Source organism: Mycobacterium sp. 663a-19 (assembly GCF_035616495.1).
In the GTDB taxonomy this organism is placed as follows: Bacteria; Actinomycetota; Actinomycetes; order Mycobacteriales; family Mycobacteriaceae; genus Mycobacterium.
In genome coordinates this window covers 284,909-300,509 of record NZ_JAPJAV010000003.1, presented here as the reverse complement: position 1 = coordinate 300,509, position 15,601 = coordinate 284,909, and the positions used below count along the sequence as shown (strand labels likewise).

At 69.4% G+C, this 15,601-nt stretch carries 9 protein-coding genes; 4 read left to right on the top strand and 5 right to left on the bottom strand.

Going from position 1 to position 15,601, the window contains the following annotated elements:
- Nucleotides 1-4 precede the first annotated feature (4 nt).
- Nucleotides 5-1,108 carry a magnesium/cobalt transporter CorA gene (corA, locus tag OQ968_RS08035; protein ID WP_324676436.1) on the bottom strand — a complete coding sequence of 368 codons (1,104 nt, stop codon included), beginning with the start codon at nt 1,106-1,108 and terminating at the stop codon, nt 5-7.
- Between the two features lie 177 nt (nt 1,109-1,285).
- On the opposite strand from corA, the gene OQ968_RS08030 reads away from it, so the two are divergent.
- Genes OQ968_RS08030 through OQ968_RS08020 form a run of 3 tightly spaced genes read left to right on the top strand, consistent with a single transcriptional unit; the run spans nt 1,286 to nt 4,391 of the window.
- Nucleotides 1,286-2,275, top strand: a complete 990-nt coding sequence (locus OQ968_RS08030) for a malate dehydrogenase (RefSeq protein WP_324676434.1) — start codon at nt 1,286-1,288, stop codon at nt 2,273-2,275.
- 50 nt (nt 2,276-2,325) lie between these two features.
- A complete protein-coding gene (locus tag OQ968_RS08025; protein ID WP_324676432.1) occupies nt 2,326-3,525 on the top strand; it encodes an NADP-dependent malic enzyme in 1,200 nt (399 codons plus the stop codon).
- Nucleotides 3,522-4,391: a glycine betaine ABC transporter substrate-binding protein gene (locus OQ968_RS08020; RefSeq protein WP_324676430.1), complete on the top strand. Its 870-nt coding sequence runs from the start codon at nt 3,522-3,524 to the stop codon at nt 4,389-4,391. Before OQ968_RS08025 ends, OQ968_RS08020 begins: the two co-directional genes overlap by 4 nt.
- Here the strand turns inward: OQ968_RS08020 and OQ968_RS08015 are convergent.
- The 3 genes from OQ968_RS08015 to OQ968_RS08005 form a co-directional block, all read right to left on the bottom strand.
- On the bottom strand, nt 4,388-5,215 hold the full coding sequence (locus OQ968_RS08015) for an SDR family oxidoreductase (protein ID WP_324676428.1): 828 nt from the start codon (nt 5,213-5,215) through the stop codon (nt 4,388-4,390). The genes OQ968_RS08020 and OQ968_RS08015 overlap by 4 nt on opposite strands.
- A 103-nt stretch (nt 5,216-5,318) precedes the next feature.
- Nucleotides 5,319-8,999 (bottom strand): multifunctional oxoglutarate decarboxylase/oxoglutarate dehydrogenase thiamine pyrophosphate-binding subunit/dihydrolipoyllysine-residue succinyltransferase subunit, encoded by a 3,681-nt coding sequence (locus OQ968_RS08010; protein ID WP_324676426.1) that lies wholly within the window; start codon nt 8,997-8,999, stop codon nt 5,319-5,321.
- 177 nt (nt 9,000-9,176) lie between these two features.
- Nucleotides 9,177-9,968 (bottom strand): hypothetical protein, encoded by a 792-nt coding sequence (locus OQ968_RS08005; protein ID WP_420715857.1) that lies wholly within the window; start codon nt 9,966-9,968, stop codon nt 9,177-9,179.
- 256 nt (nt 9,969-10,224) lie between these two features.
- Between OQ968_RS08005 and OQ968_RS08000 the strand changes: the two genes are divergently transcribed.
- The gene (locus OQ968_RS08000) at nt 10,225-12,162 is read left to right on the top strand and encodes an MFS transporter (protein WP_324676423.1); all 1,938 of its coding nucleotides are present in this window, start codon (nt 10,225-10,227) and stop codon (nt 12,160-12,162) included.
- Here OQ968_RS08000 and OQ968_RS07995 read toward each other — a convergent pair.
- Nucleotides 12,159-15,569, bottom strand: coding sequence for a TM0106 family RecB-like putative nuclease (locus OQ968_RS07995; protein WP_324676421.1), 3,411 nt, complete (start codon nt 15,567-15,569; stop codon nt 12,159-12,161). The two genes, OQ968_RS08000 and OQ968_RS07995, sit on opposite strands and share 4 nt — an antisense overlap.
- Nucleotides 15,570-15,601 lie beyond the last annotated feature (32 nt).

Genomic DNA, 15,601 nt, shown 5'->3' with positions numbered 1-15,601 from the left:
CGCGCTAAAGCCAGTTGTTCCTGCGGAATTGGAAGTACAGGGCCAGGCAGGACAGGATCATCAACGCCATGATGCCCGGGTAGCCCCACGTCCAGTTCAGCTCGGGCATGAAATGGAAGTTCATGCCGTAGATGGCAGCGATCATGGTGGGCACCGCCAAGATGCCGGCCCACGCCGCCATCTTGCGCATGTCGTTGTTCTGCTGCATGCCGACGCGGGCCAGCGCGGCCTGCACCAGCGAGTTGAGCATGTCGTCGTAGCTGGCGATCTGGTCGGCGGCCGACGTCTGGTGGTCGATCACGTCGCGCATGTAGCGCCGAACTTCCTTCGAGATCAGGTCTTTGCCCTCGGTCTGCAACCGCTGGAACGCGGCCGACAACGGGTTCACGCACCGGCGTAGCTCGACGACCTCCCGCTTGAGCAGGTAGATCGGTTCGACATCGATCTTGCGGCCGGGCGCGAACGCCACCACCTCGACGCCGTCGATGTCGGTCTCCATCAGCGCGGTCACCTCGAGGTAGTGATCCACGACATGGTCGGCGATGGCGTGCATCACCGCGTAGGGACCCAGCTGCAGATGCTCCGGGTCGGCGTCCAGCCGCCTGCGCACGTCCGACAGGCCGCCGTGCTCGCCGTGCCGGACGGTGATGACGAAGTTCTTGCCGACGAAGATCATCACCTCGCCGGTTTCGACGATCTCGTGGGCCAGCACCACCGACTCGTGCGGGACGTAATTGACCGTCTTCAAGACGAGAAACAGCAGGTCGTCGTAGCGCTCCAGCTTGGGGCGCTGCTGGGCCACCACCGCGTCCTCGACCGCCAACGGGTGCAGGCCGAAAACGTTGGCGATGTCCTGCATGTGGGTTTGGTCGGGCTCGTAGAGCCCGACCCAGACGAACGCCGCCTGCCCGCCGGCCTCGATCTCGCGGACCTTGGCCAGTGCGGAGAAGTAGCCGTACTTGCCCGTGATCCGGTGGCCATCGACGTAGACGCCGCAGTCGACCAGGGGCTCGGCGGGTGGGGGGTCGGGGTGTTCGTGGTGCGGGGCCGGCCGCGGCTTCGCGATCGGTCGCAGCGCTTCCGGCAACGCGTCGAATCCCTGGAACACCGCAACCTCCCATCACAGCGCAGGCCTGGTCGAGCGCTGGTCAATGCTACGCGTCCGGGCCCGGCACGGCAGGGAAAGTGCCTGGCAGCCGCGGGTGCATGACTGCCGCCGGGTGGGGGTGCGCTAGTTTCGACCCGGATCGAATTCCTACATCCCGACTCCCTAGGAGTAGCAGAAGTGAGTGCAAGTCCCCTGAAGGTCGCCGTCACCGGCGCCGCCGGCCAGATCGGCTACAGCCTGTTGTTCCGCCTGGCCAGCGGTTCGCTGCTGGGGCCCGGGCGCCCGATCGAGCTGCGTCTGCTGGAGATCGAGCCCGCGCTCAAGGCGCTCGAGGGCGTGGTGATGGAACTCGACGACTGCGCATTTCCCCTGCTGGCGGGCGTCGAGATCGGCGCGGATCCCAACAAGATCTTCGACGGCGTGAACCTGGCGCTGCTCGTCGGCGCCCGGCCGCGCGGACCGGGCATGGAGCGCAGCGACCTGCTGGAGGCCAACGGCGCGATCTTCACCGCGCAGGGCAAGGCGCTCAACTCGGTTGCCGCCGACGACATCCGCATCGGCGTCACCGGCAACCCCGCCAACACCAACGCGCTGATCGCGATGTCCAACGCACCGGACATCCCGCGCGAGCGGTTCTCGGCGCTCACCCGCCTCGACCACAACCGGGCGATCTCGCAGCTGGCCCGCAAGACCGGGGCGGCCGTCACCGACGTCAAGAAGATGACCATCTGGGGCAACCACTCGGCCACCCAGTACCCCGACATCTTCCACGCCGAGGTCAAGGGCAAGAACGCGGCCGAGGTCGTGGGCGACCAGAACTGGATCGAGAACGACTTCATCCCGACGGTCGCCAAGCGCGGCGCGGCGATCATCGACGCGCGCGGCGCCTCGTCGGCCGCCTCGGCCGCGTCGGCCACCATCGACGCGGCCCGGGACTGGCTGCTGGGCAGCCCGGACGGCGACTGGGTTTCGATGGCGGTCATCTCCGACGGCTCGTACGGCGTGCCCGAGGGCCTGATCTCCTCGTTCCCGGTGACCACGAAGGACGGCAACTGGAAGATCGTCACCGGCCTCGAGATCGACGACTTCTCCCGCGGCCGGATCGACAAGTCGACCGCGGAGTTGGCCGACGAGCGCAAGGCGGTCACCGAGCTCGGCCTGATCTGAGATCCCCGTCGATTAGGCCCACTAAACGAGTAGTCAGTACTCTGAGGCGCGTGTCCGAATTGCTTGAATCGATACAGACTCCCACCGAGGAGGGCGAGGAGGGCGTCATCACCGACGCCGACATCTTCGAGGCACACGTCGGCGGCAAGCTTTCCGTAGGTCCGACGGCCCCGCTGGACACGCAGCGCGCGCTGTCGATCGCCTACACCCCGGGCGTGGCGCAGGTCAGTCGAGCGATCGCCGCCGACCACACCCTGGCCTCGCGCTACACCTGGGCGAGCCGGCTGGTGGCGGTGGTCAGCGACGGCAGCGCGGTGCTCGGCCTCGGCGACATCGGACCCGCCGCGTCGCTGCCGGTGATGGAGGGCAAGTGCGGGCTGTTCAAGGAGTTCGCCGGCCTGGACGCGATCCCGATCGTGCTGGACACCAAGGACCCCGACGAGATCATCGAGACGCTGGTGCGGCTGCGCCCGACCTTCGGCGCGGTCAACCTCGAGGACATCTCCGCGCCGCGCTGCTTCGAGATCGAACGCCGCGCCGTCGAGGCGCTGGACTGCCCCGTGATGCACGACGACCAGCACGGCACGGCGATCGTCGTGCTGGCGGCGCTGATGGGCGCCGCCAAGGTGCTGGGCCGTGACATGTCCTCGCTGCGGGTGGTGGTCTCGGGCGCCGGGGCGGCGGGCGTCGCATGCTCGAAACTCCTTCTCGCAATGGGAGTTTCGGACATCACGGTACTGGACTCGCGCGGCATATTGCATGCCGGCCGGGACGACATGAACACCGTCAAGGCGGACCTGGCGCGCAGCACCAACCCCGACGGCCGCACCGGCGGCATGGTGGAAGCGCTCGACGGGGCCGACATGTTCCTCGGGCTGTCGGCGGGCGTGGTTCCCGAAGAGCTGATCGCCACGATGGCGCCCGGCGGGATCGTGTTCGCGTTGTCGAACCCGGACCCGGAGATACACCCCGACGTCGCGGCCAAGTACGCGGCGGTGGTGGCCACCGGCCGCAGCGACTTCCCCAACCAGATCAACAACGTGCTGGCCTTCCCGGGGCTGTTCCGCGGCGCGCTGGACGCCGGGGCGCGGCGGATCACCGAGAAGATGATGGTGGCCGCGGCGGAGGCGATCTTCTCGGTGGCCGGCGACGACCTGGCGCCCGACCGGATCGTGCCCAGCCCGCTGGACCTGCGCGTCGGGGAGGCGGTGGCCGCCGCGGTGGCCGGCGCCGCCGACAGCCCGGGGTGAGAGCCGGCCGGCTGGTTGCGCCGCTGGTCGCCGCCGCACTCGTCCTCGGGGTGGCCGGCTGCGCGACCGAGAATCACCGGCCCACCGCTGAATTGGTGGTCGGGTCCGGGCGCGACTCCCAGTCGGTGCTGCTGTCCGCGATCTACGCCGCCGCCCTGCATTCCTACGGCTTCGGGGCGAAAACCGAGGCCGCCGACGACCCGATGGCGCGGCTGGACTCGGGCGCGGTCACCATCGTCCCCGCGCTGACCGGTCAGGTGCTGCGCGCCCTGCAGCCCGGCGCGTCGGCCCTCACCGACCCCGCCGTCTACCGCGCCATGATCGCGGCGCTGCCCGAGGGCATCCTGGCGGGCGACTACACCACCGCCGCCGAGGACAAACCCGTGCTGCTGGTGAGCCAGCACACCGCCAAGGCCTGGGCCGGCACCGGCCTCAGCGCCGACCTGGGCGCGCTGCCCAAACACTGCGACGGGCTGATCGTCGGGATCGTCGCCGGCCACCAAGCGCCCGCGTCGGTCGGCTCCTGCCGGCTTCCCGCGCCGCGCGAATTCGGCGACGACACAACGATGTTCGCCGCAGTGCGGGCCGGACAACTGACCGCGGGCTGGACCACCACCGCCGACCCCGCCATTCCCGCCGACCTGGTATCGCTGGCCGACGGAAAACCCGCGCTGATCCAGGCCGAGAACGTGGTGCCGCTGTATCGCCGCAACGCGCTGACCGACCGGCAACTGCTGGCGATCAACGAGGTGGCGGGCGTGCTGGACACCGCGGCCCTGGCCGACATGCGCCGGCAGGTGGCCGGCGGCGCCGACCCGCAGGCCGTGGCGGGCGGGTGGCTGGCCGAGCACCCGCTGGGTCGCTAGACCCTCGGCATCAGCCGGCCCATCACCGGCCCGAACAGCTGCTGGTAGTACGGGCCGGCCACCCGCACCATCACGTCCAAGACCTTGGCGTCGTTGCCGACCAGCACCCGCGCCTTCTTTTTCCGGACGGCGTCCAGGATGACCTGGGCGGCCTTTTGCGGGCTGGTGGTGGCGAGCCGCTTGTCGAACAGCTTGGCCAGCTCGTCGCGGTCGAGGCCCTCGGCGGCGGTGGCGTTGCGGGCGATCGCGGTCTTGATGCCGCCGGGGTGCACCGTGGTCACCGCCACCGGGTGGCGGGCCAGGATCATCTCCTGGCGCAGCGCCTCGGTGAAGCCGCGGACGGCGAACTTGGCCGAGTTGTAGGCCGCCTGGCCCGGCACCGAGAACAACCCGAAGACGCTGGAGACGTTGACGACGTGGCCGTCCCCGGAGGCGATCAGGTGCGGCAGGAAGGCCTTGGTGCCGTTGACGACGCCCCAGTAGTCGACGTCCATCACCCGCTCGATGTCCTTGAAGGGGGTGACCTCGACGTCGCCGGTGTAGGCGATGCCGGCGTTGTTGTAGATCTGGTTCACCTTGCCGAAGTGCTCCTTGACGGCGTCGGCGTAGAGCAGGAACGCCTCGCGCTCGGTGACGTCGAGCCGGTCCGTCTTGACCTGCGCGCCGATCGCCTTGAGCTGCTGCTCGGTGTCGGCGAGGCCCTCGAGGTTGACGTCGCTGATCGCCACCTTGGCGCCCGAGCGGGCCAGTTCGACGGCCAGCGCCTGCCCGATACCCGAACCCGCGCCCGTCACCGCCGCGACCTTGCCGGCGAATCCCCGCATGAGCGCCTCCCTTTCCCCTCGCGAGCGTGCGTGTTTGTCCAGCGGCACGCCGATATCGCTGACACTCTACGCACGCTCGCGACGCCCGCCGCGGCCGCGCCGATCAGGCGAACGCGGTGTCGATGATCTCCTGCTGCTCGACGGCGTGCACCTTGGACGAGCCCGACGAGGGCGCCGACATCGCCCGGCGCGATATGCGCTTGAGGCCGGTCAGCTTGTCCGGCAGCAGCTCGGGCAGCTCCAGGCCGAACCGCGGCCAGGCGCCCTGGTTGGCCGGCTCCTCCTGCACCCAGAAGAACTCGCCGACGTTCGGGTAGCGGTCCAGCGTCTCGCCCAGCCGGCGTTTCGGCAGCGGCGCCAGCTGCTCGATGCGCACGATCGCGACGTCGTCGCGGCCGTCCTTGGCCTTGCGGGCCGCCAGCTCGTAGTAGAGCTTGCCGCTGGTCAACAGGATCCGCCGGACCTTGCCGCGATCGCCGATGCCGTCCTCGTAGGTGGGTTCCTCCAGCACCGACCGGAACTTGATCTCGGTGAAGTCCTTGATGTCGCTGACCGCCGCCTTGTTGCGCAGCATCGACTTCGGCGTGAACACGATCAGCGGGCGCTGGATGCCGTCGAGCGCGTGCCGGCGCAACAGGTGGAAGTAGTTCGACGGCGTCGAGGGCATCGCGATGGTCATCGAACCCTCCGCCCACAGCTGCAGGAAACGTTCGATCCGCGCCGACGTGTGGTCGGGCCCCTGCCCCTCGTGGCCGTGCGGCAGCAGCAGCACCACGTTGGACAGCTGCCCCCACTTGGCCTCGCCGGAGCTGATGAACTCGTCGATGATCGACTGCGCGCCGTTGACGAAGTCGCCGAACTGCGCCTCCCACAACACCACCGCGTCCGGGTTGCCCACGGTGTAGCCGTATTCGAAGCCGACGGCGGCGTACTCGGACAGCGGCGAGTCGTACACCAGGAACTTGCCGCCCGTCGGGGTGCCGTCGAGGTTGGTCGCCAGCAGCTGCAGCGGTGTGAACTCCTTGCCGGTGTGGCGGTCGATGATCACCGAGTGCCGCTGCGAGAAGGTGCCGCGCCGGGTGTCCTGGCCGGACAGCCGCACCAGCTTGCCCTCGGCCACCAGCGACCCCAGCGCCAGCATCTCGGCGAAGGCCCAGTCGATCTTGCCCTCGTAGGCCATCTCCCGGCGCTTCTCCAGCACCGGCTGCACCCGCGGGTGCACGGTGAAGCCCTCCGGCACCGCCAGGAACGCGTCGCCGATGCGGGCCAGCAGCGCCTTGTCCACCGCGGTGGACAGCCCCGCGGGGACCATCTGGTCGGACTCGATCGATTCGCTCGGCTGCACGCCGTGCTTCTCCAGCTCGCGGACCTCGTTGAACACCCGCTCCAGCTGGCCCTGGTAGTCGCGCAGCGCGTCCTCGGCCTCCTTCATCGAGATGTCGCCGCGGCCGATCAGGGCCTCGGTGTAGGTCTTGCGGGCGCCGCGCCTGGTGTCGACGACGTCGTACATGGCCGGGTTGGTCATCGACGGGTCGTCGCCCTCGTTGTGCCCGCGCCGCCGGTAGCACAGCATGTCGATGACGACGTCCTTCTTGAACCTCTGCCGGAAGTCCACGGCCAGCCGCGCCACCCACGCGCAGGCCTCCGGGTCGTCGCCGTTGACGTGGAAGATCGGCGCGCCGATCATCTTCGCGACGTCGGTGCAGTACTCGCTGGACCGGGAGTACTCCGGCGCGGTGGTGAACCCGATCTGGTTGTTGACGATGATGTGGATCGTGCCGCCGACGCGATACCCCGGCAGCAGGGCCATGTTCAGCGTCTCGGCGACCACGCCCTGGCCCGCGAACGCGGCATCCCCGTGCAGCATCATCGGCACCACCGAGAAGCCGTCCTCGCTGTCGCCCTTGTCCAGCAGGTCCTCCTTGGCCCGCACCAGACCCTCCAGCACCGGGTCGACGGCCTCGAGGTGCGACGGGTTGGCGGTCAGCGACACCTGAATGTCGTTGTCCCCGAACATCTGTAGGTACACGCCGGTGGCGCCGAGGTGGTACTTGACGTCACCCGAACCGTGCGCCTGCGACGGGTTCAGGTTGCCCTCGAACTCGGTGAAGATCTGCGAGTATGGTTTGCCGACGATGTTGGCCAGCACGTTGAGCCGCCCACGGTGCGGCATCCCGATCACGACTTCGTCCAGGCCGTGCTCGGCGCACTGGTCGATCGCGGCGTCCATCATCGGGATCACGCTTTCGGCGCCCTCCAGCGAGAACCGCTTCTGCCCGACGTACTTGGTCTGCAGGAACGTTTCGAAGGCCTCGGCGGCGTTGAGCTTGCTCAGGATGTATTTCTGTTCGGCCACAGTCGGTTTGACGTGTTTGGTCTCGATCCGCTCTTCCAGCCACTGCTGTTGTTCGGGTTCGAGGATGTGGGTGTACTCGACGCCGATGTGGCGGCAGTAGGCGTCGCGCAACAGGCCCAGCACGTCGCGCAGCTTCTTGTACTCACAGCCGGCAAAGCCGTTGACCTTGAACACCCGATCCAAATCCCACAACGTCAGGCCGTGGGTCAGCACCTCGAGGTCCGGGTGGCTGCGGAACCTGGTGCCGTCCAAGCGAAGCGGATCGATGTCGGCCATCAGGTGCCCGCGGTTGCGGTAGGCCGCGATCAACTCCATGACGCGGGCGTTCTTGTCGACGATCGAGTCCGGGTTGTCGGTGCTCCAGCGCACCGGCAGGTATGGGTTGCCCAGCTCGCGGAAGATCTCGTCCCAGAACGCATCCGAGAGCAGCATCTCGTGGATGGTGCGCAGGAAGTCGCCGGATTCCGCGCCCTGGATGATGCGGTGGTCGTAGGTCGACGTCAGGGTGATCAGCTTGCCGATGCCCAGTTCGGCGATGCGCTCCTCGCTGGCGCCCTGAAACTCGGCGGGGTATTCCATCGCTCCGACGCCGATGATGGCACCCTGGCCGGCCATCAGCCGCGGCACCGAGTGCACGGTGCCGATGGTCCCGGGGTTGGTCAGCGAAATCGTCACGCCCGCAAAGTCTTCGGCGGTCAGCTTGCCGTCGCGGGCGCGGCGCACGATGTCCTCGTAGGCGGAGACGAACTCCGCGAAGCGCATGTTCTCGCAGTTCTTGATGCCGGCCACCACCAGCGAGCGCTTGCCGTTCTTGCCCTGCAGGTCGATCGCCAGGCCCAGGTTTGTGTGGGCCGGGGTGACCGCGGTGGGCTTGCCGTCGACCTCGGCGTAGTGCCGGTTCATGTTCGGGAACTTCTTGACCGCCTGCACCAGCGCGTAGCCCAGCAGATGCGTGAAGGAGATCTTGCCGCCGCGATTTCGCTTGAGCTGGTTGTTGATGACGATCCGGTTGTCGATCAGCAGCTTGGCCGGAATGGCCCGCACGCTGGTCGCGGTCGGCACGTCGAGGGATGCGGACATGTTCTTGACGACGGCCGCGGCGGCGCCCCGCAGTACCTGTAGCTCGTCGCCCTCGGCCGGCGGGGGAGTGGGAGCCTTGGCGGGTGCGGAAGTTTGGGCGGGCGACTCGGCGGGCTTTGGCTGTGGCTCAACGGGGGCGGTCGGCTGTGGTTGTGGGGCGGTCGCGGCGGCCTGGCCGTCGCCGGGGCTCGCGGCCTCCTGGGTCGATTGGGCGGTGGGTTCGGGGTTGTAGTCAACCAGGAACTCGTGCCAGCTCGGATCCACCGACGAGGGGTCGTCGCGGAACTTGCGGTACATCTCCTCGACCAGCCATTCGTTTTGCCCGAATGGTGAACTAATATTGCTCACGGCCGCTGTTCGCCTCAATTCCTTTGTTTTGCAAGCGCATTGCGCGGCGCCTGCGACTTCTTGCACCTCGGTTGAGGGGACACTTCACACCCGTGGCGCTCCTCGACGTTTTCGCCCCATAAAGGCTATCGCTTCCCCGGCAATTCGCCAGACGGACCGCCCAACCGGGGCGAACGGCTAGCCGGCCTCGTGGATGGGGGGCAACACGTACAGGGTGCCCGGCCAGCGCGCCGGCGGGGTGCCGAATGCCTGACGGGCGTTGCGGACGATCTTCTTGCCCACGATGCGGTTGCCGGCCCCGCCGACGGCGGCGCCGATGCCGACCGGCAGCATTTTGCCGAACATCAGCGCGCCGCGTCGCACCGTGTACCGCTTGACGAAGTACTTGAGCATCCGCGTGTTCAACCGCGACAGCGTCGGCAGCGGCAGCGAGGCCATGCCCTCGGCCAGCCAGCCGCCGTTGGTGCGCCCGGGTCCGATCAGCTCGCCGACGGCTCGCCTGCTGTCGTCGCCGACCAGCACGGACAGCACCAGCGCGCGGCGCCGTTCGCGGTGGTCGGCCGGGATGCCGTGGACCGCGGCGCGCGCCAGCACGAAGACCGCGGTGGCCTCCAGGAAGAACACCGTCTCCCCGGCGCCCGCGGACACCGCCGTCAGCGTCCCGATCCCGGGGAAGGTCGCCGCCGAACCCACCGCGGCGCCGCTGGCCGTCAGCGCGGCCAGGTAGCGCTTTTCCAGCTTGGCGACGATCTCGGCCGGGCCGGCGCCGGGGTGGGCCCGCCGCAGCCGGGCCACGTAGGCCTCCGCGGCCGGGCCCTGCAGCCGCGAGCTGCGCTCGATGACCTGCGCCAACGCCCGCGCGGACGCCTTGGGCCGCCCGTCCGCCGGGGCCGCCAGCGGGTCCGGCGCGGACCTGCGCGCGGGCGCGTTCGGGGACCTTTGCTCGGATCGTTTCCCTGATCTTTTCAAGATCAACTCCCTGACCTCTTGCCTCTCCCGCCTGCCTCTCCCGTTTGGCGTCCCTTTCAGGCTAACGCGCGTTTTGCTGAACACCGGCCGAGTGGGACGTTTCGGCCGCGCATTCGGTCAGCGGCCGGGCAGCCGATTGCGCCGGCCGGGATAATGCAGGCTGGATGCAGTCGGCGGCGGCCCGTTTGTCGACCCGATAGGGATTCAGCCACGTACGCCGGAGAGCATCGTCCCGGAGCTGAAGCGAGGTGAGTGCATGACCACGGCGACGCCCAGGTGGGCCGGGGGAACCCGGCGGCCGGGGCAGAGCCGTGCCGGCCTCGCCGGGCGCTGGAAACTCACCGTCCCGTCGAGCCCGTCGCATTCCGCGAACCCGTGGAACGCGCTATGGGCGATGATGATCGGCTTCTTCATGATCATGGTCGACTCGACCATCGTCGCGGTCGCCAACCCGACCATCATGGCCGACCTGCACACCGGGTACGACACCGTGGTCTGGGTGACCAGCGCCTATCTGCTGGGGTACGCGGTGGTGTTGCTGGTCGCCGGGCGGCTCGGTGACCGGTTCGGCACCAAGAACCTCTACCTGGCCGGCCTCGCGGTGTTCACGGCCGCCTCGCTGTGGTGCGGGCTGTCCGGCAGCGCCGCCATGCTGATCGCCGCGCGCGTGGTGCAGGGCGTCGGCGCCGGGGTGCTCACCCCGCAGACCCTGTCGACGATCACCCGGATCTTCCCGCCGGAGCGGCGCGGCGTCGCGGTCAGCCTGTGGGGCGCCACCGCCGGGGTCGCCACCCTGGTCGGGCCGCTGGCCGGCGGCGCGCTGGTCGACGGGCTGGGTTGGCAGTGGATCTTCTTCGTCAACGTCCCCATCGGCGTCGTCGGCCTGGGGATGGCGCACTGGCTGGTGCCGGTGTTGCCGACCCAGGCGCACCGCTTCGATCTGGTCGGGGTGGCGCTGTCCGGGGTGGGCATGTTCCTGATCGTGTTCGGCCTGCAGCAGGGCCAGGCCGCGCACTGGGAACCGTGGATCTGGGCGACGATCGTCGCCGGCGTCGGCTGCATGTCGGTGTTCGTCTACTGGCAGGCGGTCAACACCCGCGAGCCGCTGATCCCGCTGGACATCTTCGGCGACCGCGACTTCAGCCTCTGCAACGCCGGAGTGGGCGTCATCGCGTTCGCGACGACGGCCACGATGCTGCCGCTGATGTTCTACACACAGGCGGTGTGCGGCCTGTCGCCGATGCGTTCGGCCCTGGTGATCGCGCCGATGGCGGTCGCCAACGGCGTGCTCGCGCCGTTCGTCGGCGTGCTCGTCGACCGATACCACCCGCGGCCCGTGCTGGGCTTCGGCTTTTCGCTGCTGGCGATCGGGCTGACGTGGCTCGTCTTCGAGATGGCCCCGGACACGCCGATCTGGCGGTTGTTGTTGCCGTTCGGCGTCATCGGCGCCGGGAGCGCGTTCGTGTGGTCGCCATTGACCGCCACCGCGACGCGCAACCTGCCGCCACACCTGGCCGGCGCGGGTTCGGCCGTGTACAACTCGGTGCGCCAGCTCGGCGCCGTGCTGGGCAGCGCCGCCATGGCCGCGTTCATGACATGGCGGATCAGTGCCCAGATGCCGGGAGTCGTCGGCGGCGCCGCCGACGGCGCCGTCGGCCTGCAGCTGCCCGAATTCTTCCGCGAGCCGTTCTCCGCCGCGATGTCGCAATCGATGTTGCTGCCCGCGTTCGTCGCGTTGTTCGGGATCGTTGCCGCGCTGTTCCTGGTCGGTTTTGCGCCGTCGCCATCGTCCGACGCTCGCCTCGGCCACGACGGCTACCACGACGGGTATGACGACGACTACGACGGTTACGACGAGGACGACTACGAGGACTACGTCGAGTTCATCCTGCGTCGCGAGCCCGATGTCGCGCCCCCGCGGGTAGCGCCGGTGAGCCTCGGGTACCAACAGGAAAGCGACGACGACCCTGTCGATGCACCGCGCAAAGCGTTCGCCGACCTGTCGCCGCGGGCGCAACCGATTGGCTTCGCGCACAACGGCTCTCATGTCGACCACGAGCGGCGGTTCCGTCCCATCGCCGAGGTCGCGCGGCGTGCATTCGAGTCTGCGGGCGAGGCGCCGGGAGGGCAGCACTACCGTGCCGATCCGGACGACGACCCCACCGGCTACGGCCGGCATTCGTCCGGTCGCTAAGGCCGCTCCGTCAGCGCCAGGAAGGCGCCCAGGTCGATCAGGCCCGCGGGGGTGCCGGGCAGGTACTCGGTCAGCTGCTCGGAACGAACGATCGCCGCCGCGTACTGCGCGCGGCTGACGGCGACGTTAAGCCGATTCCGGTTGAGCAGGAACGAGATTCCGCGTGGCACTTCGTCGACGGACGAGGCCGTCATCGAGATGAAGACCACCGGTGCCTGCCCGCCCTGGAACTTGTCGACCGTTCCGACCCGGACCGAGCCCATGCCGGCGGATGCCAACCGGCGGCGTACCAGCGCCACCTGCGCGTTGTACGGCGCCAGCACCAGCACGTCGGAGGCGGCCAGCGGCCGGGTTCCAAACTCATCGGTCCAACGGGCGCCGACCAACCGCCCGATCTCGACGACGATCGCATCGGCCTCCTCCCGGCTCTCGGTCGAGTTCCCTTGGTGCCGAACGGAAAGCACGCGCACACCGGGCTCGTGTCCGTCGAGGCGGCGCGCGGCGGTGCGCTCGGCGTGGGGCCGCAGCCTGCCCTCGTAGGACAGCGCCGAGACCGTGGCGCAGACCGCCGGGTGCATCCGGTACGAGCGGTCCAGGAAGTAGCCGCGCTCGTCGGGCAGCGTGCGCCGACCGTCGACCAGCCAATCCAGCGCCGACGTGTCCACCGGCTCCGGATGGGTGCCCTGACTGACCTGCGGTAGCTGTTGCGGGTCGCCGAGCAGCAACAAATTCGCGGCCGCCGGTGCCACGGCGATCGTGTTGGCCAAACAGAACTGGCCCGCCTCGTCGATCACCAGCAGGTCCAGGCCGCCGGTCGGCACCCGGGTGGGGTTCGCGAAATCCCATGCGGTACCGCCGATCACGCATCCGGCGGTGTCGGCGATGAAGGCGGCATAGTCGCCGCTGTCGATCTCCTGCCAGCGCGGGGCCTGGTGGTCATGCGGCTTCTTGGCGACCCGGGCGGCGTCCAGCCCGGCATCGATCACGGCGTCCAGCAGGTTCTCCACCGCGGCGTGCGATTGTGCCACCACGCCGATGCGCCAGGAGCGTTGCGCGATCAGGCGCTGGATCACCTGGGCGGCGGTGTACGTCTTGCCGGTCCCGGGCGGGCCGTGCACCGCCAGATATGACGAGTCCAGGTCCAGCGCCGCGGCGGTGATGTCGGCGATCGTGTCGGTGCCGCGCGGAAGCGGGGCGCCGCTGCGGGTTCGGGGCGGGCGGCGCAGCAGGATGTCGGTCATCGCGGTGCGCGGCAGTTGCGGCAGCCCGGCGGCCACCGCGGCGGCGGTCGATTCGATCGAGTCCCGCAGTGCCGCGGTGGGGACGGGCGGTCCCGGGGTGAGCGCGAAGGGCAGCTGGTGAAATGTGTTGCCGTCGGCGCCGACTCGCTCCAGGATGACCACCTCTGTGGGCACGGCGGGATCGTCGGCCTCGACGACCACGGCCCGCCCGGCCGCTCGGCGGTCGGGGCTGTCGGTCATGCCCGGCGGGGCCGGGGCGTCGTAGAGGGCGAACACGTTCGTCAGCAGGTCGCCGCGGGCCAGCTCGCCGCGCAGCCGCACCCGCCGCTGCTGTTTTCGCGCGCGAGGGGGCAGCTGCCAGTCGGTGTCGACCGACGCGTGATTGGCGACGAAGACGTCGGTGTTGTCCGCCCACTCCTCGACCGGGAAGTTCAGCCGGTCGAAGTGCGCCCACCAGAACGGCTTGTCCTCGCGCCGGTGGTAGCCGCGCGCCGCGGCCACCAGCGCGACCGCCGTCTGCTCGGCGGTGCGTTCGCCGACGGCGGCGTCGCCCGCGAACGCCGCCAGGGCCGCCGCCACCCGGTCGTGTTCTTCGGCGGGGCCGCTGTCGGGAACCGGTTGGGCGCCAACGGGTGTGACACCGGATTCCCACGCGCGCACCAGCAGCCAGTTGCGCAGTTCCTGCGTCGACCGGCAGTCGTAGTGGTTGTAGTCCTCGATCTCCTTGAGCACGGTGGCGGCCTCGTCGGCGCGGCCGTCGTCGTGCAGCTCGCAGTACCGGGCGTAGGAGCTGATCGAATCGGCGGCGGTGGTGACGTCACCAGAGCGCAGCTGCGCTCCCATGTAGAGCGGCTCCAGCGCCTTCAGGCCGAACGACTCGGCGCCCACCCGAATGCTCTTGCGCACCAACGGATACAGGTCGACCAGGGTCCCGCTGCGCAGCAACTCGTCGACTTCGTCCTCGCCCACCCCGTACCGCCCGGAAAGGCGCAGCAGGGCCGTCTTCTCGTAGGGCGCGTAGTGGTAGATGTGCATGTTGGGGTGGCGCCTGCGGCGCTTGGCCACCATCGCAAGAAAATCGGTCAGCGCCTTGCGCTCGTCGGCCCGGTTGTGAGCCCACAACGGTCGAAAGCACCCCTGCGGCCCGGCTTCCAGGACACCGAAGAGATATTCCAGGCCCCACTCGCGGCCGTCGGCGGTCCACAACGGATCGCCCTCGAAGTCGAAGAACAAGTCACCCGGGTCGGGCTCGGGCAACAGGGCCAGCGGCTGCGGGTCGGCGATCTCGAACACCGGCTCGCCGGTTTCGCGTTGCAGGACTTGCAGTTTGGCCTGCGCGGTCAGCTTGGCCAGCGCGCTCGGCGCCAGGTCGGGCATCGGCCCGCGGTGGACGGCCAGGTCGGCGACCGTGGTGATGCCGGCGTCGATGAGCTTGTCCCGCTGGCTCACCCGCATGCCGGCGACCAGCAGCAGGTCGTCGGTGGCGCGCACCTGTTCCTCGCACGACGGGCAGCGAAAACAGGCCCGCACGCCCTCGTCTTCCCAGCGCACCGCGGTGCCCGCGGCGTAGTGCTCGTCGAGCAGGCGCTGCAACAGCGCGCGCTGGGATCGGTAGACGGGGATCAGATCGCAGACGCGGTACCGCAGCACCGACCCGTCGCCCAGCCGCAGCTCGGCGTCGGGCGCGACCGGGACGCCCATGCCCTCCAGCGCGTCGGCGTACGCGGCGAGCTGCAGCAGCGCGGTGACCTTGGGGGAGCGGGCCAGCTTGGTGTCGACGAGCCGATAGCGCTCGCCGTCGCGGATCAGGAAGTCGGCGAATCCCACGAAGCGGCCATCGAACATCGCGGCCTGATACACCACGGGAGCGCGGTGGGCGATGGCGCGCCGGGTCGCCTCGGTGGCGGCGGTCAGCCCGGCGAGCGTGTGGGCCGGTCGGCCGATGACCGCGACGTCGTCGCCGAACTCCCCGCGAAGCCGGTCGAGCTCGCGCCGCTCGTGTTCGCGCCCCAGCGCGGCCGTGCGTTCGAGCAGGTCGTCCGCCACGGCGACGGCGGGACCCCGGCCCAGCTTCGCGTCGAAATTGCGCAGCAGGGCGTACTCGCAGCGCGCCGCGGCGGCGAGATCCGAGGCGCTGTACACGATGCTGTCGCCGGTGACGAACACAGCAGCAACTGTAGGTGAGGCGGGTGACAGCG